The organism is Streptomyces sp. BBFR2 (assembly GCF_044497305.1).
In the GTDB taxonomy this organism is placed as follows: domain Bacteria; phylum Actinomycetota; class Actinomycetes; order Streptomycetales; family Streptomycetaceae; genus Streptomyces.
On sequence record NZ_CP172415.1, the window covers coordinates 6894297 to 6912995 of the forward strand.

The 18699-nt window shown below is 72.8% G+C and carries 24 protein-coding genes; 6 read left to right on the forward strand and 18 right to left on the reverse strand.

From position 1 onward, the window contains the following. Positions 1-80 precede the first annotated feature (80 nt). A complete protein-coding gene (locus ACGH2B_RS28570) occupies positions 81-836 on the reverse strand; it encodes a uracil-DNA glycosylase (protein WP_399096047.1) in 756 nt (251 codons plus the stop codon). 64 nt (positions 837-900) lie between these two features. On the opposite strand from ACGH2B_RS28570, the gene ACGH2B_RS28575 reads away from it, so the two are divergent. After that, positions 901-1521, forward strand: coding sequence for an L-threonylcarbamoyladenylate synthase (locus ACGH2B_RS28575; RefSeq protein ID WP_399096050.1), 621 nt, complete (start codon positions 901-903; stop codon positions 1519-1521). Between the two features lie 130 nt (positions 1522-1651). On the opposite strand, the gene ACGH2B_RS28580 is transcribed toward ACGH2B_RS28575, so the two are convergent. Then, positions 1652-2314 (reverse strand): SGNH/GDSL hydrolase family protein, encoded by a 663-nt coding sequence (locus tag ACGH2B_RS28580; RefSeq protein ID WP_399096053.1) that lies wholly within the window; start codon positions 2312-2314, stop codon positions 1652-1654. Positions 2315-2324: 10 nt separating this feature from the next. After that, entirely contained in the window at positions 2325-2765 is a 441-nt protein-coding gene (locus ACGH2B_RS28585) for a hypothetical protein (RefSeq protein ID WP_399096056.1), read from the reverse strand. 94 nt (positions 2766-2859) lie between these two features. On the opposite strand from ACGH2B_RS28585, the gene ACGH2B_RS28590 reads away from it, so the two are divergent. Beyond that, a complete protein-coding gene (locus ACGH2B_RS28590) occupies positions 2860-3246 on the forward strand; it encodes a hypothetical protein (protein WP_399096059.1) in 387 nt (128 codons plus the stop codon). On the opposite strand, the gene cynR is transcribed toward ACGH2B_RS28590, so the two are convergent. The 4 genes from cynR to ACGH2B_RS28610 form a co-directional block, all read right to left on the reverse strand. Continuing rightward, positions 3200-4108, reverse strand: coding sequence for a transcriptional regulator CynR (cynR, locus tag ACGH2B_RS28595; RefSeq protein WP_399096062.1), 909 nt, complete (start codon positions 4106-4108; stop codon positions 3200-3202). The two genes, ACGH2B_RS28590 and cynR, sit on opposite strands and share 47 nt — an antisense overlap. A 123-nt stretch (positions 4109-4231) precedes the next feature. After that, the gene (locus ACGH2B_RS28600; protein WP_399096065.1) at positions 4232-5410 is read right to left on the reverse strand and encodes a GDSL-type esterase/lipase family protein; all 1179 of its coding nucleotides are present in this window, start codon (positions 5408-5410) and stop codon (positions 4232-4234) included. 92 nt (positions 5411-5502) lie between these two features. Next, positions 5503-6072 carry a TetR/AcrR family transcriptional regulator gene (locus ACGH2B_RS28605; protein ID WP_399096068.1) on the reverse strand — a complete coding sequence of 190 codons (570 nt, stop codon included), beginning with the start codon at positions 6070-6072 and terminating at the stop codon, positions 5503-5505. A gap of 188 nt (positions 6073-6260) precedes the next feature. Beyond that, entirely contained in the window at positions 6261-7751 is a 1491-nt protein-coding gene (locus ACGH2B_RS28610) for a class I adenylate-forming enzyme family protein (protein ID WP_399096071.1), read from the reverse strand. Positions 7752-8391: 640 nt separating this feature from the next. Between ACGH2B_RS28610 and ACGH2B_RS28615 the strand changes: the two genes are divergently transcribed. Continuing rightward, positions 8392-9966 carry an FMN-binding glutamate synthase family protein gene (locus ACGH2B_RS28615; RefSeq protein WP_399096074.1) on the forward strand — a complete coding sequence of 525 codons (1575 nt, stop codon included), beginning with the start codon at positions 8392-8394 and terminating at the stop codon, positions 9964-9966. A gap of 136 nt (positions 9967-10102) precedes the next feature. Here the strand turns inward: ACGH2B_RS28615 and ACGH2B_RS28620 are convergent, their stop codons facing one another. Continuing rightward, entirely contained in the window at positions 10103-10429 is a 327-nt protein-coding gene (locus ACGH2B_RS28620) for a plasmid stabilization protein (protein ID WP_399096077.1), read from the reverse strand. Between the two features lie 675 nt (positions 10430-11104). On the opposite strand from ACGH2B_RS28620, the gene ACGH2B_RS28625 reads away from it, so the two are divergent. From ACGH2B_RS28625 to ACGH2B_RS28635, 3 genes are read left to right on the forward strand one after another with little or no spacing between them, the layout of a single operon-like run. Next, positions 11105-11779 (forward strand): HemK2/MTQ2 family protein methyltransferase, encoded by a 675-nt coding sequence (locus ACGH2B_RS28625; RefSeq protein ID WP_399096080.1) that lies wholly within the window; start codon positions 11105-11107, stop codon positions 11777-11779. Further along, on the forward strand, positions 11763-12014 hold the full coding sequence (locus tag ACGH2B_RS28630; protein ID WP_399096083.1) for a CDGSH iron-sulfur domain-containing protein: 252 nt from the start codon (positions 11763-11765) through the stop codon (positions 12012-12014). Before ACGH2B_RS28625 ends, ACGH2B_RS28630 begins: the two co-directional genes overlap by 17 nt. After that, positions 12011-13078: an iron-containing redox enzyme family protein gene (locus ACGH2B_RS28635; protein ID WP_399096086.1), complete on the forward strand. Its 1068-nt coding sequence runs from the start codon at positions 12011-12013 to the stop codon at positions 13076-13078. Before ACGH2B_RS28630 ends, ACGH2B_RS28635 begins: the two co-directional genes overlap by 4 nt. Here the strand turns inward: ACGH2B_RS28635 and ACGH2B_RS28640 are convergent. From ACGH2B_RS28640 to ACGH2B_RS28685, 10 genes are all read right to left on the reverse strand, one after another. Continuing rightward, positions 13024-13956, reverse strand: coding sequence for an SRPBCC family protein (locus tag ACGH2B_RS28640; protein WP_399096089.1), 933 nt, complete (start codon positions 13954-13956; stop codon positions 13024-13026). The genes ACGH2B_RS28635 and ACGH2B_RS28640 overlap by 55 nt on opposite strands. Before the next feature lie 5 nt (positions 13957-13961). Beyond that, positions 13962-14546 (reverse strand): hypothetical protein, encoded by a 585-nt coding sequence (locus ACGH2B_RS28645; protein ID WP_399096092.1) that lies wholly within the window; start codon positions 14544-14546, stop codon positions 13962-13964. Between the two features lie 105 nt (positions 14547-14651). Next, complete coding sequence (locus ACGH2B_RS28650) at positions 14652-15056, reverse strand: gas vesicle protein K (protein ID WP_399096095.1); 405 nt, start codon at positions 15054-15056, stop codon at positions 14652-14654. After that, a complete protein-coding gene (locus tag ACGH2B_RS28655; RefSeq protein WP_399096098.1) occupies positions 15046-15291 on the reverse strand; it encodes a gas vesicle protein in 246 nt (81 codons plus the stop codon). The genes ACGH2B_RS28650 and ACGH2B_RS28655 overlap by 11 nt, the downstream gene beginning before the upstream one ends. Beyond that, positions 15288-16103, reverse strand: a complete 816-nt coding sequence (locus tag ACGH2B_RS28660; RefSeq protein ID WP_399096101.1) for a GvpL/GvpF family gas vesicle protein — start codon at positions 16101-16103, stop codon at positions 15288-15290. The genes ACGH2B_RS28655 and ACGH2B_RS28660 overlap by 4 nt, the downstream gene beginning before the upstream one ends. Next, the gene (locus ACGH2B_RS28665; protein ID WP_399096104.1) at positions 16100-16540 is read right to left on the reverse strand and encodes a gas vesicle protein; all 441 of its coding nucleotides are present in this window, start codon (positions 16538-16540) and stop codon (positions 16100-16102) included. The genes ACGH2B_RS28660 and ACGH2B_RS28665 overlap by 4 nt, the downstream gene beginning before the upstream one ends. Before the next feature lie 31 nt (positions 16541-16571). After that, a complete protein-coding gene (locus tag ACGH2B_RS28670; RefSeq protein WP_399096107.1) occupies positions 16572-16835 on the reverse strand; it encodes a gas vesicle protein GvpG in 264 nt (87 codons plus the stop codon). 9 nt (positions 16836-16844) lie between these two features. Next, positions 16845-17558 carry a GvpL/GvpF family gas vesicle protein gene (locus ACGH2B_RS28675; protein WP_399096110.1) on the reverse strand — a complete coding sequence of 238 codons (714 nt, stop codon included), beginning with the start codon at positions 17556-17558 and terminating at the stop codon, positions 16845-16847. A gap of 3 nt (positions 17559-17561) precedes the next feature. Further along, complete coding sequence (locus tag ACGH2B_RS28680) at positions 17562-18023, reverse strand: gas vesicle structural protein GvpA (RefSeq protein ID WP_399096113.1); 462 nt, start codon at positions 18021-18023, stop codon at positions 17562-17564. Between the two features lie 106 nt (positions 18024-18129). After that, positions 18130-18519 carry a gas vesicle protein gene (locus ACGH2B_RS28685; RefSeq protein ID WP_399096116.1) on the reverse strand — a complete coding sequence of 130 codons (390 nt, stop codon included), beginning with the start codon at positions 18517-18519 and terminating at the stop codon, positions 18130-18132. Positions 18520-18699: the final 180 nt, after the last annotated feature.

Sequence of the window (18699 nt, forward strand, 5' to 3'; positions counted from 1 at the left end):
CCGGACGGCGGCCCCCGCTTCAGGATCAGGGCCACCGCCGCGCTCCGCACGCGGACGGGCCCGGCGCGCCCGGCCCGTCCTCACCCCGTGCCGCCTCCGGCCAGCCCGGCGGCCCGCTCCAGGACCTCGGTGAGCATCGGCGCGGTCAGCCGGCCGGTGAAGACGTTGCGGCGGCTGGGGTGGTAGCACCCCAGGACGTGCAGCGGGCCCCGGCCGTCCGGGCCGGGCAGCGTCACCACGGCGCCGTGCGCGAAGGCCGGACGCGGGCGCGGCAGCCGCCACCCGGCCGCCGCCAGCACCGGCCACAGCGCCTGCCAGCCGAACGCCCCCAGCACCACCACCGCCCGCAGTCCCGGCGCGAGCAGCGCCAGCTCCGCCGCGAGCCACGGGCGGCAGGTGTCCCGCTCGCCCGGCGTCGGCCGGTTCTCCGGCGGTGCGCAGTGCACCGGCGAGGTGATCCGCACGCCGTACAGCTCCAGCCCGTCGCCGGGCCGCACCGCCGTCGGCCGGGAGGCGAGCCCCGCGGCGTACAACGCGGCGAACAGGAAGTCCCCGGCGTCGTCACCGGTGAACATCCGCCCCGTGCGGTTCCCGCCGTGCGCCGCCGGTGCCAGCCCCACCACCGCGAGCGACGCGTCGGCCGGGCCGAACCCCGGCACCGGCCGCGCCCAGTACTCCTCGTCCCGGAACGCCGCCCGCCGCACCGCCGCGACCTCCTCCCGCCAGGCCACCAGCCGCGGGCAGGCCCGGCACCCGGTCACCGCCCCGTCCAGCTCCGCCACGCTCGCGCAACGCGCCGCCCGGTACGCCGGGAACCCCGCTTCGGCCTCGTCCATCTGCTCACCGTAGGGCCGCCGCCCGCCCCGCGCCGCCGGGCCCCCGGCCGCCTACACTCGCCGGATGGCGAAGTATTTCGATGTGCACCCGGACAACCCCCAGCGCCGCACCCTCGGCACCGTCGCCGAACTGATCCGCTCCGACGGGCTCGTCGCGTACCCGACGGACTCCTGCTTCGCGCTGGGGTGCCGGATCGGCAGCCGGGACGGCGTCGCCAGGATCCGGTCGATCCGTCAGCTCGACGACCGGCACCATTTCACCCTCGTCTGCCGCGACTTCGCGCAGTTGGGTCAGCTCGTCCAGATCGACAACGATGTGTTCCGCACCCTCAAGGCGGCCACCCCCGGCAGCTACACCTTCATCCTCCCGGCGACCCGCGAGGTGCCGCGCCAGCTCCAGCACCCCAAGAAGAAGACGGTCGGCGTCCGCATCCCCGATCACACCGTCGCCCAGGCGCTCCTCGACGAGTTGGGTGAGCCGATCCTCTCCAGCACCCTGCTGCTGCCCGACGAGGACGAGCCGCTGACCCAGGGCTGGGAGATCAAGGAACGCCTCGACCACGTCCTCGACGCGGTCGTCGACTCCGGTGACTGCGGCACCGAACCCACCACCGTCGTCGACTTCTCCGGCGGCACCCCGGAGATCGTCCGCCACGGCGCGGGGGACCCCTCCCGCTTCGCGTAGGAACGACCGGTCCGAGAAGGAACGACCGCAGGCGCCGCCCGGCGGACCGACGGCGGCGAGGCGTCCGGGGCCGCCGCCGCGCCCGGCCTCCCGTGCAGGTCCGGCCGTGTACGGGAGGCCGGGCGGGTGCTCAGGCGACCAGGCGCAGCCAGGCGTCCGCGAGCGCGGCGTGACCGGCCGAGGTCGGATGGACGCCGTCCTCGGCCCAGTGCTCCGGTCCGCTCGCCGCGGAGAGCGCGGCGAACATCCGGTCCGCGGCGAGCAGATGGGCGCCGTAGGTACGGGCGAGTTCCCGTACGGCCTCGATCTTCGGGTCCAGATCGGTCCGCCACTCCCGGCGGATCGCTTCGTCGACGAACACGTCATCGGCCTGCACCGTGCCGCTGACCGGCAGGAGGAACGGCTCGATGAGGATCAGCTCGGTGCCCGCCGCGGCCAGCGGTGCGAGCAGCCGGTCGTAGCCCGCCGCGAACTCCGCCGCGGGGATCACGCGGCCGTCCGGGTCGAAGGTGCGCCAGCTCATGTCGTTGACGCCGACGAGGACGGACACCACGTCCGGCCTCGCGTCGAGCACATCGCTCTGCCAGCGCGCCTCCAGGTCGCTGACCCTGTGGCCCCCGACCCCGGTGTTCAGCCAGGTCACGGGCCGGTCCGGGTGGTGAAGGCCCCAGGCGCCCGCGACGTGCAGCGGATAGCCGGTCCCGAGGCCGTCCCCGGTCTGCCGCCGGCCGCCGTCGGTTATCGAATCGCCGGTGAACATCACGGTGGTTCCCGGGCGGAGGGTGAGCGTCATCGGTACTCCTTCAGATATGAGGTGAGGTGGGGAAAGGGAGTGCGGGGTGTTCAGCGCTCCGCCGGGCCGAACCACGTCGTGGCGGCCCGCTCGCACGCCTCCGGGTCGCACCGGGGCCGTCCGCCCGGGCGACGACGGAGTCCGGCCGGACGAGTACGGCGCCCGGCCCCAGGCCGTTCCGGGCGGTCCCCACCGCGTACCGCAGCCGCCCGGACCGGCCCGCCGCAGTATCCCGCAGCCGGTGCCCGGCGCCGAGATCGAGGCGGACGCCCTGCACGCCGCGCAGCAGACCGGCGAGGCGGACGCCGTCCGTCAGACGGAACTCCGCGGCGGTGCGGCCGACCCCGATCGGCATACGGGACCTGACCGCCGCCACGTCACCGCGCCGCCCGCCCGCCGGGACCCGCTGCTGCGCGGCCCGGAGCGGCTCGCCGCGCTCCGCGTGCCGCACGCCGAGTACGACAACGGCCTCACCGCGCTGCGCCAGTTGACCGCCACCGCCACCGCCACCGCCAGGCGAAGCCGATCGCGCGACCGTGCTCGCGGTGCACCTGATCCGGTGCCGGCGCGTACTCGGCCGGCACGCCGACGCGGTCCACCGGCCCGGCGAGGTGATCGCGCTGCCGGACGGGCGGCCGGGCGTGGCCCGCGACATCGCCGAGGGCGTGCTGCTGCTGAACTTCTTCGGCACCCCGAGCGACCCGGCAGGCGACGCCCCGCGGGAGCGCCACGCGGAGCTGCGCGCGCTCACCGACCGCCGGGGGAGCCGCCCCGGACTGCCGGGCTCCGGCCGCGCACTGCTCGCGAGCGGGCCGGCCTCCCTGGAGGGCGGCGGTGCGCCGAGGGCGGTCCTCCAGGCCCTGACCTGCGCCGATCCCCGGTGCGCTACGGAGCGGGCGCGTAGCCGCGGACCCGGACGAGGTCGTGGGTGAGCCGGGTGAAGGCGTGGGCGGCGGCGCTGCGGTAGGCGCCCTCACGGTGCAGGAGGGTGACCGTCCGGGCGGGCAGGGGCGGGTCGAGGGGGACGGGGGTGAGGTGAGGGTGGTCGTGGGTGATGGCGTCGGGCAGGACGGTGGCCAGGCCGGTGCGCCGGACGATCTCGGTGAGCGCCTGGACGGAGTTGGCCTCGACCGCGATGCGCGGGGTCGCCCGGTGGCGGGCGAAGTAGGAGTCGATATGGCCGCGGGTGGCGAAGTCGGCGCTGAGCAGGGCGAGTTGCTCCTCGCTCAGGGCGTGGACCGGCACGGGCCCGGACGCGGCCCGGGTGTGCGGGGCGCCGGTGACGAGGCTGAGGGTCTCGGTGAACAGCGCGGTCGCGGTGACACCGGGCAGGTGGGTACCGGCGAAGGCGATGCCCAGGTCCAGTTCGTCGGCGAGCAGCGCCGCCTCGATCCGGTCCTGGGTCAGCTCCGCCAGGGTCAGGCGGACGCCGGGGTGACGGGCGTGCAGTTCGGCGGTGAGCGGGCCCACCAGATAGGCGGAGAAGGTGGGGGTGACGCCCAGGCGCAGATGGCCGCGGGAGAGGTCCTGGACGTCGTGGACGGCGCGTTCGGCGGCGGCCAGGTCGCGCAGGGCGCGCCGGGCGTGGTCGGTGTAGACGGCCCCGGCGTCGGTGAGCCGCACCGTACGGCCGGTACGGTCCAGCAACTGCACGCCCAGGGTCCGCTCCAACTGTTTGATCTGCTGGGAGAGCGTGGGCTGCGAGATGTGCAGTTCCTCGGCGGCGCGGGTGAAGTTGCCCTGCTCGGCCACGGCGAGCAGATAACGCAGATGACGCAGTTCGACGAGGGCCATGAGACCAAGCATAGGCACGGGCGATGAAACCCGGGCCCCACCCCTCGTGCGCGCTATAGGCGCAGGTCACGCACGAGGTGCCGGGTTGCGGGCGGCGCCCCCGGCCGGGTCGGGGGCGGCCGGTCAGGCGGTCGTGGCGGCGAAGGGCCCGTTGTCCGCGAACGCGAGCCGGGCGAAGTTCTCGCCGATGCGCCGGTGCGCCTCGGGGCTGGGGTGGATGCCGTCCGGCAGGGGAATCTCGTCGTGGTCGCGCTCGCCGTACAGGTCCAGGCCGTCCACGTAGTGCAGATGCGGGTCCTCGGCGGACCGCTGCTCGACGATGTCGGCCAGGATCTCGCGGATGATCGTGAGCGTCAGCCGTCCGGCGGCGGTTTCGGCCGGGTCGCCGGTGGCCTTGAACCGGAGCGTTCCGCCGGAGAAGTCCGGCATCAGGGGGCCGGGGGTGTGCTCCTGCGTCGGGCACAGGAGGGGGGAGACGACGAGCAGCGGGGCCGTCGGGTGGCCGTCGCGGATCGTGTCGAGGAAGCCGTGGACGGCGGGGGCGAAGGTGCGCCGGCGCATGGCGTCGCTGTTGGCGACGTTGAGGCCGAGTTTGACGCTGATCAGGTCGGCGGGGGTGTCACGCATCGCGCGTGCGGTGAACGGATCCACCAGGGAGCTGCCGCCGAACCCGAGGTTGATCAGCTCCGCACCGCCCGCGGACGCTGCCAGGGCGGGCCAGGTCGCGCTGGGGGAGGCGGCGTTGGAGCCCTGGCTGGCGGAACTGCCGTGGTGCAGCCACACCCGGCGTCCGCCGGCCGGCGCCGGCTCGACGGGGGCGTCGGTGCGCAGGGCTATGACCTCGGTGATCTCCGTGTGCGGGAGCCAGATCTCGATGTTCTTCCCACCCGCCGGGAGGCCGGTGAAGTGCGCGGTGCCCGCCGGTCCCGGAACGAACTCTGCGGCCTGGGTCCGCATGTCGGTGATCGTGCGGAGGTTCCCGCCGTCCACGGTGGCCTGGGCGGTGAGCCGGCCGTCGACCAGCAGGTCGTACACGCCGTCCGGAAGGGGCGGCACGCCCACGTAGGCGCGCTTGGTGGCCAGGGCGTCCAACGCGATGGTGGTGGCGCTGGTACGGAAGGCCAGCCGCACCCCGGAGGGCTGGGCCTCGGCCACGGCCAGCAGGTCGTCGGGGATCTGGCGGCGCGCCCGCGGCGGCAGCCGGTGCGGCAGCAGACCGTGCGCGGTCTCCTCCACGTCGAGGTGTCCGCGCAGGAAATCGGCGGTGATCGGGGTGGTGATCAGGTTCTGTTCGGTGCTCATGACCTGAAGCCTCTGGTCCGTTCGGGGGCGGAAATGGGTGCGGGGGAGCGGGGGCGGTACGGGGATGCGCCGGTCCGGTGGCACGCGGAGGGTCAGGAGGCGGACCGGCTCCGCAGTGCGAGGTCGAGGGAGTCCAGGGTCCAGGCCCAGGACTGCTCGGTGGCGACGTCCGTGTGGTCGAAGGCGCCGGACGCCTCCAGAGCGGCATAGCCGTGGAAGACGCTGCCCAGCATGCGGACCGCGTGCGTCTGGTCGGGCCCCGCCAGGTCGTAGCCGCGCAGGATCGCCCGTGTCATCTGCGCGTGCCGGACGCCGGCACTGGCCGCGGCGGTCTCCGGATCGAGCCGGTACCGGGCCGCTTCGTACCGGCCGGGATGTGCGCGGGCGTAGTCCCGGTAGGCGTTGGCGAAGGCCGTCAGGGCGTCCTTGCCCGCGCGGCCGGCCACGGCGTCGGCGACCCGGTCGGCGAGTTCCTCCAGCGCGAACAGTGCGATCCGGGTCTTCAGCTCGTGGGAGTTCCTCAGGTGCGAGTACAGGCTCGCGGGCTTCACCTCGAAGCGCCGGGCGAGCGCCGACAGGGTCACCTCGTCGAAGCCGGTCTCGTCGGCGAGTTCCGCACCGGCGAGCGTCAGCCGCTCCGGGTTCAGTCCTGCCCGGACCACAACCATCACCTACTCTCGATTGCCCTATCGGGAGTATGTATCTGCCTACGACCTATAGGCAAATCGGCAGGTGGGTAAGGTGCGGTCCGCGGCGCCTCCGCTTCCGGACCTCGCTTCGCGCCCGGCCGGCGGTGAGGCGCTTCCCGCCGTGCCGCGGCTCACCGCAGCTCCGAGGTGATCAGGGCTGGTCAGGCGTATTGACCGCCGTCCGCGCGGAGCTTTCGGCGAAGGACCTTTCCGTTGCCGTTCCGGGGGAGCGCGTCCAGCCAGACGACGTCGTGGGGGACCTTGTACCAGGACAGGTGCGAGCGGGTGAGGCCGATGAGTTCGCCGGCCAGCTCTTCGGGGTCCGTGGCGCCGTCCGGGCCGTCGTCGGCGATGCGGACCACGTAGGCGCGCAGGTTCGTGTCCCCGGCCGGGCGCCGGACCGCGCTGACGGCTGCTTCGAGGACGCGCGGATGGCTTTCCAGGAGCCGTTCGATCTCGCCCGGCACCACGTTCTGCCCGCCGATCACCTCGATGTCGTCGAGGCGGCCGTGGACGTGCACGGTCCCTTGTCCGTCGAGCGAGGCCAGGTCCCCGGTCGGCCACCAGGTACCGGCCAGCGGCGCGGGCCCGAGGCCGCCCCGGGCGACGCCACGCGTGGCGAAGGGAACCCGTATGTGCAGTTCGCCCCGCCCGCCCTCGGGCACCTCGCGGCCTTCGGGGTCGACGACGCGCACCCTCAGACCCGTGATCGGCACGCCGACGGCCGCGGGGGCGTCGTGAACCACCGGCCGGCCGACGAGGGCGAAGCCGCAGATCTCGGTGATGCCGTAGGTGTTGAACAGCCGGTCGCCGAGGACCGGCAGCAGCTTGGCGCGCAGCCCCGACGTGAGGACCTCCCCGGCGCTCATCGCCCGGCGCAGTTGTCCGAGCGCCTCGGCGTGCCCGGGCTCCAGGAGCAGCCGCGCCAGAAAGCTGGGCTGGGCGAAAAGGGTGGTGACCTCGTGCCGGCGCATCAACGCGATCGCCGCTGCCGGGGTGGCACGCGGCCGGGAGAGCACGGCGGTCCGCCCGGTTTCGAGCGTGGCGAACAGCGTGATGCTCAGCCCGCCCAGGAAGTACATCCGTGAGACCGACATACAGACGTCGCCCCAGGTGTCGAGCCCCTCGGGGAGGCGCATCGCGACGAGGTCGCCGTGGCGGAAGAAGCACAGCTTCGGCGCGCCTGTCGTACCGGAGGTGAACAGCGCGAGTGCCGGCGCGTCCCCGCCCTCGCCGAAACGGGTGTCGGGCTCCGCCGCGACCAGCGTCCCGGCTCCGGTGGTCGGCGCGAGCCCCGCGTCGTCGAGCCAGCCGGCGGTGCCGGGGTCCACCACGATCAGCGCCGGCTCGGCGGTCGCCACGTCCCGCGTCAGGTCCTCGCGGCTCATCTGCACGTTGACCGGCACCGCGACGAGTCCGGCCTGCCAGGCGCCCAGCAGACACCAGACCAGCTCGACGCTGTCGGGCAGTGCGAGCAGCACCCGGTCGCCGGTCCGCAGACCCGCCGACCGGTATCCGCTCGCGGCGCGCGCCGCACCGTCGAAGACCTGGTCGTACGTCCAGGCGTCCGCATCCGCGAGGAAGGCGACACGATCGCCCCACCTCTGCTCACGGACCCGCTCGGCCCAGCGTCGGGTCAGGTTGATGGGCATAGGGGTGAGTCCCTTCGTCGTGGCGGCGATATGGCGGAGGCGGGGACGCGGAAGGGGAAAGGCTTTGCGGCCCCCCGGCCTGCTCGACGGTGGGGCCTTTTCGGCTGTCGGGAGGTGTTTCAGCGATCCGGCGGGCGGCGCGATCCGCGGCCGTGACCGGCGGAACGCGCTACGTTCGCGGATGGGGCTCTTTCCTCGTGAGGGTTCCCCGGAGCTGTCCGCGTATCAGGTGCGTGGTGTGTGGTCAGGACGCTCTTTCCCGTGCGTACATCATTTCTATCGCGGGGCCGGTCACAGCCAGTTCGATGGAATGTCCGGTTCCTGTCACGATCCCCTTCCGCGCGACCTGAATAATTGTCAATACCGGGAAATCTGCAGGGAGTTCAGTACAAGCCCCTTGACGGGCTATCCGCTCGATGCCTGGCCAGGGGGAAACAGGCCCCCTGGGTCACGGGCTTCTCGTAGGGGCACCTCACCCGACGGGAGCGGATTCCCCTCGCCGCCTGCTCGCGTACCGGCGCCGGATTCGGTCCCTGTGGCGGAGCCGACGGGCCGTCTCACCGACCGGCACGGCAGGCCGAAGGGGCGAGAATTACGCCACCCGGTGACTGGAATGCGATTGACTCGGCGGGTGTTCAGAATGATGAGCGTCGCAATGACCGTGCTGGCCGCGGTGGCGTCCGGGATCCTGGCTCTGGTGTCCTCGCCCTGGTGGTGGGTGCCGGCCGGGCTGCTGCTGCCGCCCGCGCTGCTCGGGGTGGGAGATGTCGTGCAGCGCAAGCATTCGGTGCTGCGCAACTATCCGGTGCTGGGACATCTGCGCTATCTGATGGAGTACATCCGCCCGGAAATGCAGCAGTACTTCATCGAGCGGAACTTCGACGGCCGCCCCTTCGACCGCGATGTCCGCAGCATCGTCTATCAGCGCGCCAAAGGCACCGAAGCCGAGGAGGCATTCGGCACCGAACGTGACGTCTACCTCGCCGGATACGAATTCCTCGTCCCGTCGATGGCCCCGGTACCCGTACCGGAGGAGAAGCCGGTGGTGCGGATCGGAGGTCCGGACTGCACCCGCCCGTACGACATGGCGCTGCTCAACGTCTCCGCGATGAGCTTCGGTTTGCTCTCCTCGAAGGCGATCCTCGCCCTCAACCGCGGCGCGGCACAGGGAGGATTCGCCCACGACACCGGCGAGGGCGGGCTGTCGGAATACCACTTGCGGCACGGCGGCGACCTGGTCTGGGAGATCGGCACCGGATATTTCGGCTGCCGCACCCCGGAAGGCGACTTCGACGAACGGGACTTCGCCGGTAAAGCGGCGCACACCCAGGTGAAATGCGTGTCGCTGAAACTGTCACAGGGCGCTAAACCCGGCATCGGCGGAGTGCTCCCCGGCGGCAAGGTCAACGCCGAGATCGCCCGGGTACGCGAGGTCCCCGAAGGCCGCACCGTCATCTCGCCCCCCTACCACCGGGTCTTTCGCACACCCCGTGAACTTGTCCGGTTCATCGCGCGGATGCGGCGGCTGGCGGACGGCAAACCCACCGGATTCAAACTCTGCGTGGGCTCCCGGCGGGAATTCCTCGCGGTCTGCAAGGCGATGTGCGAGGAGGGAGTCACCCCCGATTTCATCGTCGTGGACGGCGCCGAGGGCGGCACCGGCGCGGCCCCTCTGGAGTACGCCGACCATCTGGGGACCCCGCTCACCGAAGGGCTGATCACCGTCCACAACGCCCTGGTGGGCACCGGGCTGCGCGAGCGCATCAGGATCGGCGCGAGCGGAAAGGTCGCCACCGGCGCCGATCTGGTCAAGCGGCTGCTCCAGGGCGCCGACTACACCAACGCGGCGCGCGCCATGATGTTCGCCCTCGGGTGCATCCAGGCCCAGCGCTGCCACACCAACACCTGCCCCGTCGGCGTCACCACCCAGGATCCGTGGCGCACCCGGGCCCTCGACGTCGACGACAAGTCCGCACGGGTCCGCCGCTACCAGGAGGCCACCGTGCGCAGCGCCCTGCAGATCATGGCGTCCATGGGCGTGCGGCACCCCGGCGAACTCGCCCCGCACCAACTCCGCCGCCGTCTGGACCCGCGCACCGTCCTGTCGTACGGCGAGCTGTACACCTGGCTCGAACCCGGGCAGTTGCTGACCGGGCCGCCGTCCGCATGGCGCCGCGACTGGGAGGCGGCGGACCCGGACAGCTTCCGGGGGTGACGCGCCGCGGCGGCCCGCCCGAACCCCGCGGTGCGGGAGAAGGGCGTACCGCGTTCAGGGCGCTCCGGGGCGCGGGACGTACGGCGAAGCGGCGCCCGGCCCCGCGCTCCCGGCGGCGGGCCCTTCCCCGGGGAAGCTACTTACCGACGGCCTTGCGCAGTTCGGCCTTGTTCATGTTCGAGCGGCCCTCGATGTTCTTGCGTTTCGCTTCCTCGTAGAGCTGGTCGCGGGTGGGCCCCTGCGGGCCCTTGTGCGACCGTTCGCCGCCGCGTTGCGGTGCGGACTTCGGGTCCTGGGTGGAGACCTTGCTCGCGGACTTCGCCTCGCCGGAGCGGGCGCGTTCCTTGTTGACGGTGCGCGCGGCGATCTCCTTGGCGCGCCGCGTCGAGGTGCCGCGTTCCTCGGCCTGTTCCTTGATGTGCTCGTACTGCCGCTCGCGCTTCTTGCTGGAACCTGCGGGCATGGGTCCTCCTCGGTCAGGGGCGGGATCTCCTTCGCGCCGTCGTCCGCGCGGGGCGACGGCCGTGCGCCGGGCGCTGCGGCCGGTCAGGCGCCGGGGCCGTACGGGCTGCCGGGCGAGCGGCACCGTCCGTGTGCCGTGCCGGAGTCCGGCGGCGCGTCCCCACGGTCGGGCCCGGGCGGCCGGGGCGCCTCCGGGTCGGGCGGGAAGAGCGGGCGCCGGGGCGGTGGCGGCGTGTCCGGCGGCGGAGGCCGTGGCGCCTCGGGGTCCGGTGGGAACGGCGGCTCACGCGGGGGCGCGGGCCGGGAGGGCGGTTTCGGCCCGATGCCGCGCGCGGTCGGGCCGGGCGAGCCGAAACGCATGCGCTTTCCTGTCCCTCGGGGGCGGTGGCAGGTACCGGACCGTGTCCGGCGTGCGGAATGTCCGGGGGCGACGGCGGAGCGCCGATCACGGCGGCTCCCGGGCTCCCGGCGGTGTCTTCCACGGCGGGAGCCGGCCCCTCTTCCACTGTGCGGCATACGGCGGGTGGGCGCGACGGGGCCCGGGCCGGGCCCCGGCGCCCGCACGGACGGCCGAGTGGCCCGGGAGCGCTGCCTTCCGCACCATGGGAGGAGTGTGACCGCCGGACCGGCAGCCCTCCGGCGCAACTCTCCCCGGTCGCAGGACGCGGAGGTGCAGATGAGCGCGGAGATCCGGCTTCCCGGCCTTCCCCTGGTGGCGCTGCCCGGCGTCTACACGCCCCAGGACGACACCCGCCTGCTGCTGCGGGCCCTGGAGCGGGAAGGGGTACGCGCCGGGAGCACGGTGCTGGACCTGGGGTCGGGCACGGGGGCGCTCGCGGTGGCGGCGGCGCGGTACGGCGCCCAGGTCACCGCCGTCGACATCGCCTGGCCCGCGGTCCTCTCCACCCGCCTCAACGCCTGGCTGTGCCGCCGCCGGGTCCGCGTCCACCGCGGCGATCTGGCCACCGCACTCGACGGCCGCACCTTCGACGTCCTCGTGACCAACCCGCCCTATGTGCCCGCGCCCGGCAGCCGGCCCGCCCGTGCCGCGGCCCGTGCCTGGGACGCCGGACGCGACGGGCGGCTGCACATCGACCGCATCTGCGACGCGGCCCCCCGCGCGCTGCGCCCCGGAGGCGTCCTGCTGATGGTGCACTCCGCCCTCTGCGGCACCCCCGCGACACTCGCCCGCCTGACCTCGGCGGGCCTCCGGGCCACGGCGATCGACCGGACGGCGGTCCCGCTCGGCCCGGTGCTGCGCTCCCGGTACGCCTGGCTGCGCCGCGAAGGGCTGCTGAGCCCCGCGCAGGAGACGGAGGAGTTGGTGATCATCCGTGCCGAACAGCGCTGAACGCCCCCGCCGCGTCACCCTCACCCGCAACGGCCCGGTCCTGGTGGAGGGCCCGGTCGAGGTGACCGGCGACGACGGGGAGGTGGCCGTCTCCGACCGCTTCACCGTCGCCCTGTGCACCTGCCGCCGCAGCCGCGACTACCCGTGGTGCGACACCAGCCACCGGCGGCAGCCGAAGCCGCCACCCGGCACGGACCGCACACCACCGGCGGCGCCCGGGAGCGGCCCCCGATGACCACGGACCCCGCCGCCCCGCCCCTGCCCCGGCCGCGCGGACCGCTGTCGGCCGCGGTCATCTCCCGGCTGCGCGAGGGACGCGGCCGCCTCCCCTCCGACGACGAGATCCGCCGCGCCGACCCCTACGGCGCCGACCCGCAGACCGCCCTGTACGTCCTCTACGAACTCCACTACCGGGGCTTCGACGGCGTCGACGACGACCTCGAATGGGAACCGGAACTCCTCGCCGTGCGGCGCCCGCTGGAGGAGACCTTCCTCGCGGCCCTGCGTGCCGACGTCCCCACGACCGGCCTGGCCGCCGCACTGTCCGCCCTGCTGACCGAACCGTCCGCCGACGACGGCACCGACGTCTCCCGCCACCTCCACCACCGGGGCGGCCTCGGCCAGTTGCGGGAGTACGCGGCGCTGCGGTCGCTGTACCACCTCAAGGAGGCGGACCCGCACGCCTGGGCCCTGCCGCGGCTGCGCGGGCAGGCCAAAGCCGGCCTGGCGGCCATCGAGTTCGACGAGTTCGGCGCCGGCCGCGCCGAGGACATCCACGCCCGGCTCTTCGCCGGCCTCATGACCGACCTCGGCCTGGAGACCCGCTACGGCCACTACGTCGACCTGGCCCCGGCCGCCGCGCTCACCACCGTCAACCTGATGTCCCTGCTGGGCCTGCACCGGTCGCTGCGCGGGGCGCTCGTCGGCCACTTCGCCACCGTGGAGATCACCTCACCGCCCGGCGCCCGCCGCCTGGCCGAGGCCATGCGCCGCACCGGCGCCGGACCCGCCGCCGAACACTTCTACGCCGAACACGTCCTGGCCGACGCCGTCCACGAGCAGGTGGTCCGCCGCGAGGTGATCGGCGGCCTGCTGCGGGACGAACCCGCGCTCGAAGCCGATGTCGCCTTCGGCATCCACGCCACCGGACACGTCGAGGACCGGCTCGCCCGCCATCTCCTCACCGCCTGGCGGGCGGGCCGCAGCGCCTTGCGCGAGCCGCTGCCGCCCGCCGCGCGGCCGCGTCACGACTCCTCGGGCCCGTCCCCGGCGTCGCGCTCCTCGTCGTCGGCCTCGTAGTCGTCGTCCGCCTCGGGCGGCTCACCCTCCTCCTCCGTCCCGCCGGCCTCGTCCTCATCGTCCCGGAGCCCTTCCTCGTGGGTGCGGACGACCTCCCCGTCACGGATCTCACCGCGCCAGCCCTCGGCCTCCCCGTCCTCGGCGAAGGTCACGTACCGCTGGAAGTGCTTGAGGTCCAGACGCAGACGACGGCCCTGTGCGCGCCAGATGTTGCCGGTCTTCTCGAAGAATCCGGCGGGGGTGTATTCGACGACGGCGATGACCCTGGTCAAGGTCGGCGCGAGTTCATGGAAGCTGACCGCGCCGTGGGTCGTCCCTTTGGCACCCTCGGAGGTCCACACGATCCGGTCATCGGGTATCTGCTCCGTGACCGTGGCCCGCCAACTGCGCTGGGAGAAAGCGATTTTGGCTTTCCAGTCGCTGTCGGTCTCGTCCTTCCGCGAAACGCCGGTGACCCCCTTGGTGAAGGAACTGAACTCCTCGATCTCGGTCCACCGGTCATACACCGTCCGCAGCGGAACACCGATATCCACGGACTCCACGATATTGGTCACCTTCGCCTTCCCGGACTTTCCGCCACCGCCCCCGAAGGCGTTCTTGACCGAGTCCACCACCTTGTCCTTGACCGTGCCGGCCTTCTCACCCACGAATGCCTTGACCGGATTCTCGCCGCCGAGCACCCGTTTTCCGATCTCGACGAGATCGCCCCCGCCGCCTTCGGCCGTGTTCTCAAGCCCTTGCGTGAGATCGGTCAGCTTCCCGGCGGCCGAATCGATCATCCGCCGGCCCTGCGCCGTGAGGTAGGCGGACAACTGCTCCTTGACCTGGTCCAGACCGGATGCGTTCCCGTCCGCCGGATCGCGCTCGTTCTTCGTCATGAGAGCTACCTCCTACGGCTGTGACGGGCCGGAGCCTTCTTCGCGGCCGCTTTTTTCGCGGCGGGCTTCCTGTCCGTGGACTTCTGTGCCGCCCCCTTCTTCGCAGCGGCCTTCCCCGCCTCATCAAATTCGGCCCGCCTCTTCTCCGAACGGCCTCCTTGCGCCCCCTCCGCCTTCTTCTCCTTTTCTCCGGCCTTTTCTCCGGCCTCCTCCTCGCCTTCCTCGGCCGTGACTTCCGCCGCCGCGTCCTCCTGCTCCGCACCGTCGTCCTCCACCGGCTCCCGCAGGGCGTTGGTGCGCTGTTCCAGCGCGCCGGCGAGGGATTCGAGGCTGCGGTTGGCGGTGGCCGACAGAGCGGTGCGCCCGGCGTCCAGCACTTCGCCCCGGGCCTGTTCGATCAGGGGCGCGAACTGCGGATTCTGTGCCAGCTTCCGCATACCCAGACCGACGGCCTCCCGTGGGCTGAGCGGAATGTGCCGGCCCGCCACCAACGAGGCGAGGCCGATGGCCAGCTTTCCCTTCCTGGTCCTGCCCAGGAGGTATCCGGCCGCCATGGCGGCGGTGAGAGAGACTTTCGTGCCGTTGTCCATGAGTGCCTCTCAAGAATGGAGGGAAACGGTCCCGGGACCTGGCGCACGCATATGCTCCGTCCGGCCCCGGCCCGGCTTCTGTGTCTTCCGGCCCTCCTTTCCCCGCTATTCCTGCGGCGGCAGCAACGGTCCGAGAGGCCCCAGATCCACATTGAGGTCCCGCATCGACAGGCCGTACCGGTCGCAGAGTTCCACCATGCGGCTGTGCAGGATCATCAGCGTCGAGCCCAGCCGCTCCTCCTGCTCCTCGGTGAGGTCCCCGGCGTCCACCCGCCGCAGCGCCTGGCGCTCCATGAGCTGCCGCAGCAGTTCGACGAGGGTGAGGACGAGCCGGATCAGATCCCGTTCGACGGTGTCGGGGTCGGCGGTGACCCGGTGGGCCGCGCGGTGCGCCCGGTCACCGGCGGGGGCGGTGTCCCCGGGTGCCGCGGGCAGCAGCCGGAACGCGCGGGTCGCCGCGTCGGCGACGTCGTCGAAGCGTTCACGCGGGTCGCGTCCTTCACCCCTCATGGCCGTCACGTACGGGTGGGAGGGACGCCCACGGAACGGGCGCCTGTTCGCTGACGGAGGCGATCAGCGCGTTGAGCGAGACGCGGACCAGATCGATGTCGGCGATCGAGAGCACCAGATCGCCGGTGAGGACCACACCGCCGCTGAGCAGCCGGTCCAGCAGATCGATCAGCGCGACCTGCCGGTCGGGCAACGGCCCTTCCGCCGCGGCCGGTGTCCCGTCCACCGCTCTCATGGCCCGGCCCCCGTCTCCGGCCCGGCGCCGGGGGAGGTGGCGAAGGAGTACGGGGCCCACGGCCCGGTGACCTCGACGCGGACGCCGGGCGCGCCTTCCGCGGCCCGCAGCACGTCGGCGCGGAAGGCGTCGGCGGCCCGCCGGGGGACGAGATAGGCGTCGTTGACGACGTTCTCCCCGGGGCCGCGGGCCAACTCGCCCTGTTGCGGCCGGTGCCGGGCCCGGCCGGCCGCGTGGCGGTGCGCCGCGCTCTCCACGTCGCGCGCCACCCGCCCGGCCTCCCGGTACGCGTCCTCGCGGGCGTGCCGCTGTGCTCTGCGGTGGCTGAGGTAGGCGCGCCCCGGGCTCAGCTCCGCCCCGGCGGACGGCGTGGGCGGGGCCGTGGTATCCGGGGACCCTTCGACGTAGATCTTGACGCCCCACTCGACCTGACCGGTCAGTTCGGACAGCCGGGCGGCGAACGCCTCCCGGCCGGCCGCGAGCATCCGCCGTACGCGTTCCTCGTCGAGGTAGACCGTGGCCAGCCGGAGCGGCAGGACGGTGCCGCGGCAGGCCAGCGCCTCGATGACGCGGTGGTGGGCGCGGGCGACCTCCGCCAGCCACTCCAGATCCTCCAGACGGTCCCGGAGCGCCTCCTCGCGGAAGTCCCGCGCCGGCACCGGACTCACCGCGACCACGGTGTCATCGCCCCGCGCCGCCCGCACCAGCCGCACCGGCGCGCCCGCCACCCCGGTCACCCCGGCCAGTTCCGTCGCCGGCGTGCCGTCGGGGTCCCGCGCGACGGCATACGCGTACAGGAGGTCCCCGGTCATGCCTCATCCCGCCTTCTGCCGCGGGGCTCGGGTGCGGCCGCCCGTCCGCCGCGCGGGGCCCGGGACGGGAGGGCGCCGCGCTGCCGGGCCCGGCTGCTCCGAGCGGGCTCGTCCGGCGGCAGCTCGGTCCGCTCCCGCAACGCCTCGACCTCGGCACGCAGCCGCGCGTTCTCGTCGGCGAGCGCCCGGGAGCCGTCGGACGCCCGTGAGGAGAGCGCGGGATCGTGCTCCCACCAGTCGATGCCCATCTCCTTCGCCTTGTCCACCGAGGCGACCAGCAGGCGCAGTTTGATGGTGAGCAGTTCGATGTCGAGAAGATTGATCTGGATGTCGCCCGCGATGACGATGCCCTTGTCGAGAACCCGCTCCAGGATGTCGGCGAGATTGGCCGACGACCCCTGTCCGTACGGGGCGGCCCTGGACGGGGATTCGCTCATTCTGCGGGGGACGGGTGCGGTCACGGCGGCATCACCCTGTATCGCGGTACGGGTCGGGCTGGAAATGGGCCCGGATTTCTTCGAGCCGGTCCAGCAGGTCGTCCTCACGCCGGTCGAATTCCGCCTCGTCGATATCGCCGGCCAAGAGCCGTTGCTCCAGGGCGGCGAGTTCCCGCTCGACGGGCTCGGGGTCGTAGTAATGCTCCTCCGCGGCCTCGACCGCGCGTTCCACGACCCACACCACGCCGCGCACCGGCGCCAGCGGAAGGGTGGCGATCTGCGTCAGCAGGCCCATGGGTGCTCCCTAGACGAAACTGTAGGCGGGCAGCGGGCCACGGAGCCGGAGATCGACGTCGTCGCCCATGTCGGCCGAGAGTTTCCGCACCGCACTACGGAGTTCCTCTTCGTTCTCCCGGTCCACCAGGAAGGACACATTCAGGAAGTCGTCGCCGGCCGGCGGTGAGACGCTCTCCTCACGGGCGAGGGGGCGCAGCGCCTCGGTCACGGTGGCGGCGAGCCGGTCCTTGCGTATCTGCACCTCCCGGGCGACCAGTTCACCGAGGGCGAGCGGCAGGTCCGGCCCGCCCGTGCCGTTTCTGATGCGCTCGTTGAGCGCCCGCGCCTCGTCGGATTCCGCGAGCACCTCACGCAGCAGCGCGTCCTCCTCCCGGGCGGCCTTGAGGTGGTACTCGGCACGGCCCGCCACCACCCGCAGCCGTTCGGCGAACGTCTCGGCGTGCTCCTGGAGCACCGCGCGGACGGCTTCGTCGTCCTCGGCCGTGAAGCCGAACTGCAGGGGCAGGACCGGGCCTTCGGCCCTCAGGTGTTCCTGGACGTCCTGGTGCGCGGCGAGGTCGCGGCGTTTGGGGCGCAGACCTTCCGGGGCGTCGCTGACCACGGCCGACAGCTCGCCGCCGCGCACCGTGCGCAGCGTGGCCGGCGGGTCGCCCACCCCCGGCAGACCGTCCAGGCGCTGCGGATGCGCGGCCGGAACGACGGAGTAGACGTAGACGGTCATGGCTCAGCCCCCTCGGCGCGGGCTCGGCCGAGGCGCCGGCCGGGACCGCTTCCGTACGGGTTCCCTCTCCGGCTCCTCCTCGGGCTCGTCCCCGCGGTCCGAGCCGCCTTCCTTGAGAGCCCCGGTGATCGCTTCCGCGGCTCCGCTCAGGGCGCCCTTGGCCTTGCCGCGCGAGCCGCCCTCCGTGATGTCGCCGACGAGATCCGTCAGCTCCTCGGGCTTCTTGGCTCCGGCTTCCAGATCGAGGCGGTTGCAGGCTTCGGCGAAGCGCAGATAGGTGTCGACGCTGGAGACGACGATCCGGGCGTCGATCTTGAGGATTTCGATGCCCACCAGCGAGACACGGACAAAGGCGTCGATGACCAGGCCACGGTCGAGAATCAGATCGAGAATGTCGTAGAGATTTCCGGAATTCGCCCCACCTCCTCGCGCCACGGCTCCTCCGCTTTGCGGCACCACAGTCACGGTGGCTCCCTTCAGGGGCCGCTCCCGGTCGCCCGGCGGCGCGGGGCCGCTCGGCGGCGAACGCCGCCCGTAGGCGTACGGACCGCCGCGGTGACCAGGTCAGGTCCTACATTCGCGGATCGATTTGTCCTCGGGTGTAGCGGCGGACGCGCTCGTAGGCGACCAGTCCGCCCTCCTCGTCCAGCGCCACCCGGTAGCTCGCCATCACGCTGGTGGTGTCGGGAACCCGCGCCACCTCCACGACCTCCACGGCCGCCTCCCAGCCCTCCTCGGTCGGCTTGACCGTGGAGACGCTTTCGGGGGCCCGCCCCAGCAGTTCCCGCAACTGCTCGACCGCGTACCGCATGGCACGCGCGGCCGTGACGCGGTTCTCCGCGTGGTTCCCGCCGGCGTCGTCCGCCCGGTGGCTGTCCGGGGCGTCGCCGGGCTCTTCGGCGGTCCGCCCGCCGGAGGAGCGCCGGGCCCGCTCCGTCTCGTCCTCTTCTTCTGCGCCCATACTTTCCGCTCCGCTGTCGGGGACGGCAGGATATTTCTCCCGAAATACGCAAAGCGCCATTCCATCGTACTCCGGCGCACGCCGCGGTTCTCCGGCGGTTCGAGGCCGCGGATCGGGAGCGATCTCCGGTGATTCACCGGTCAGTTCGGCACGGGTGACCCCCGCGCCGCGCACAGCGAC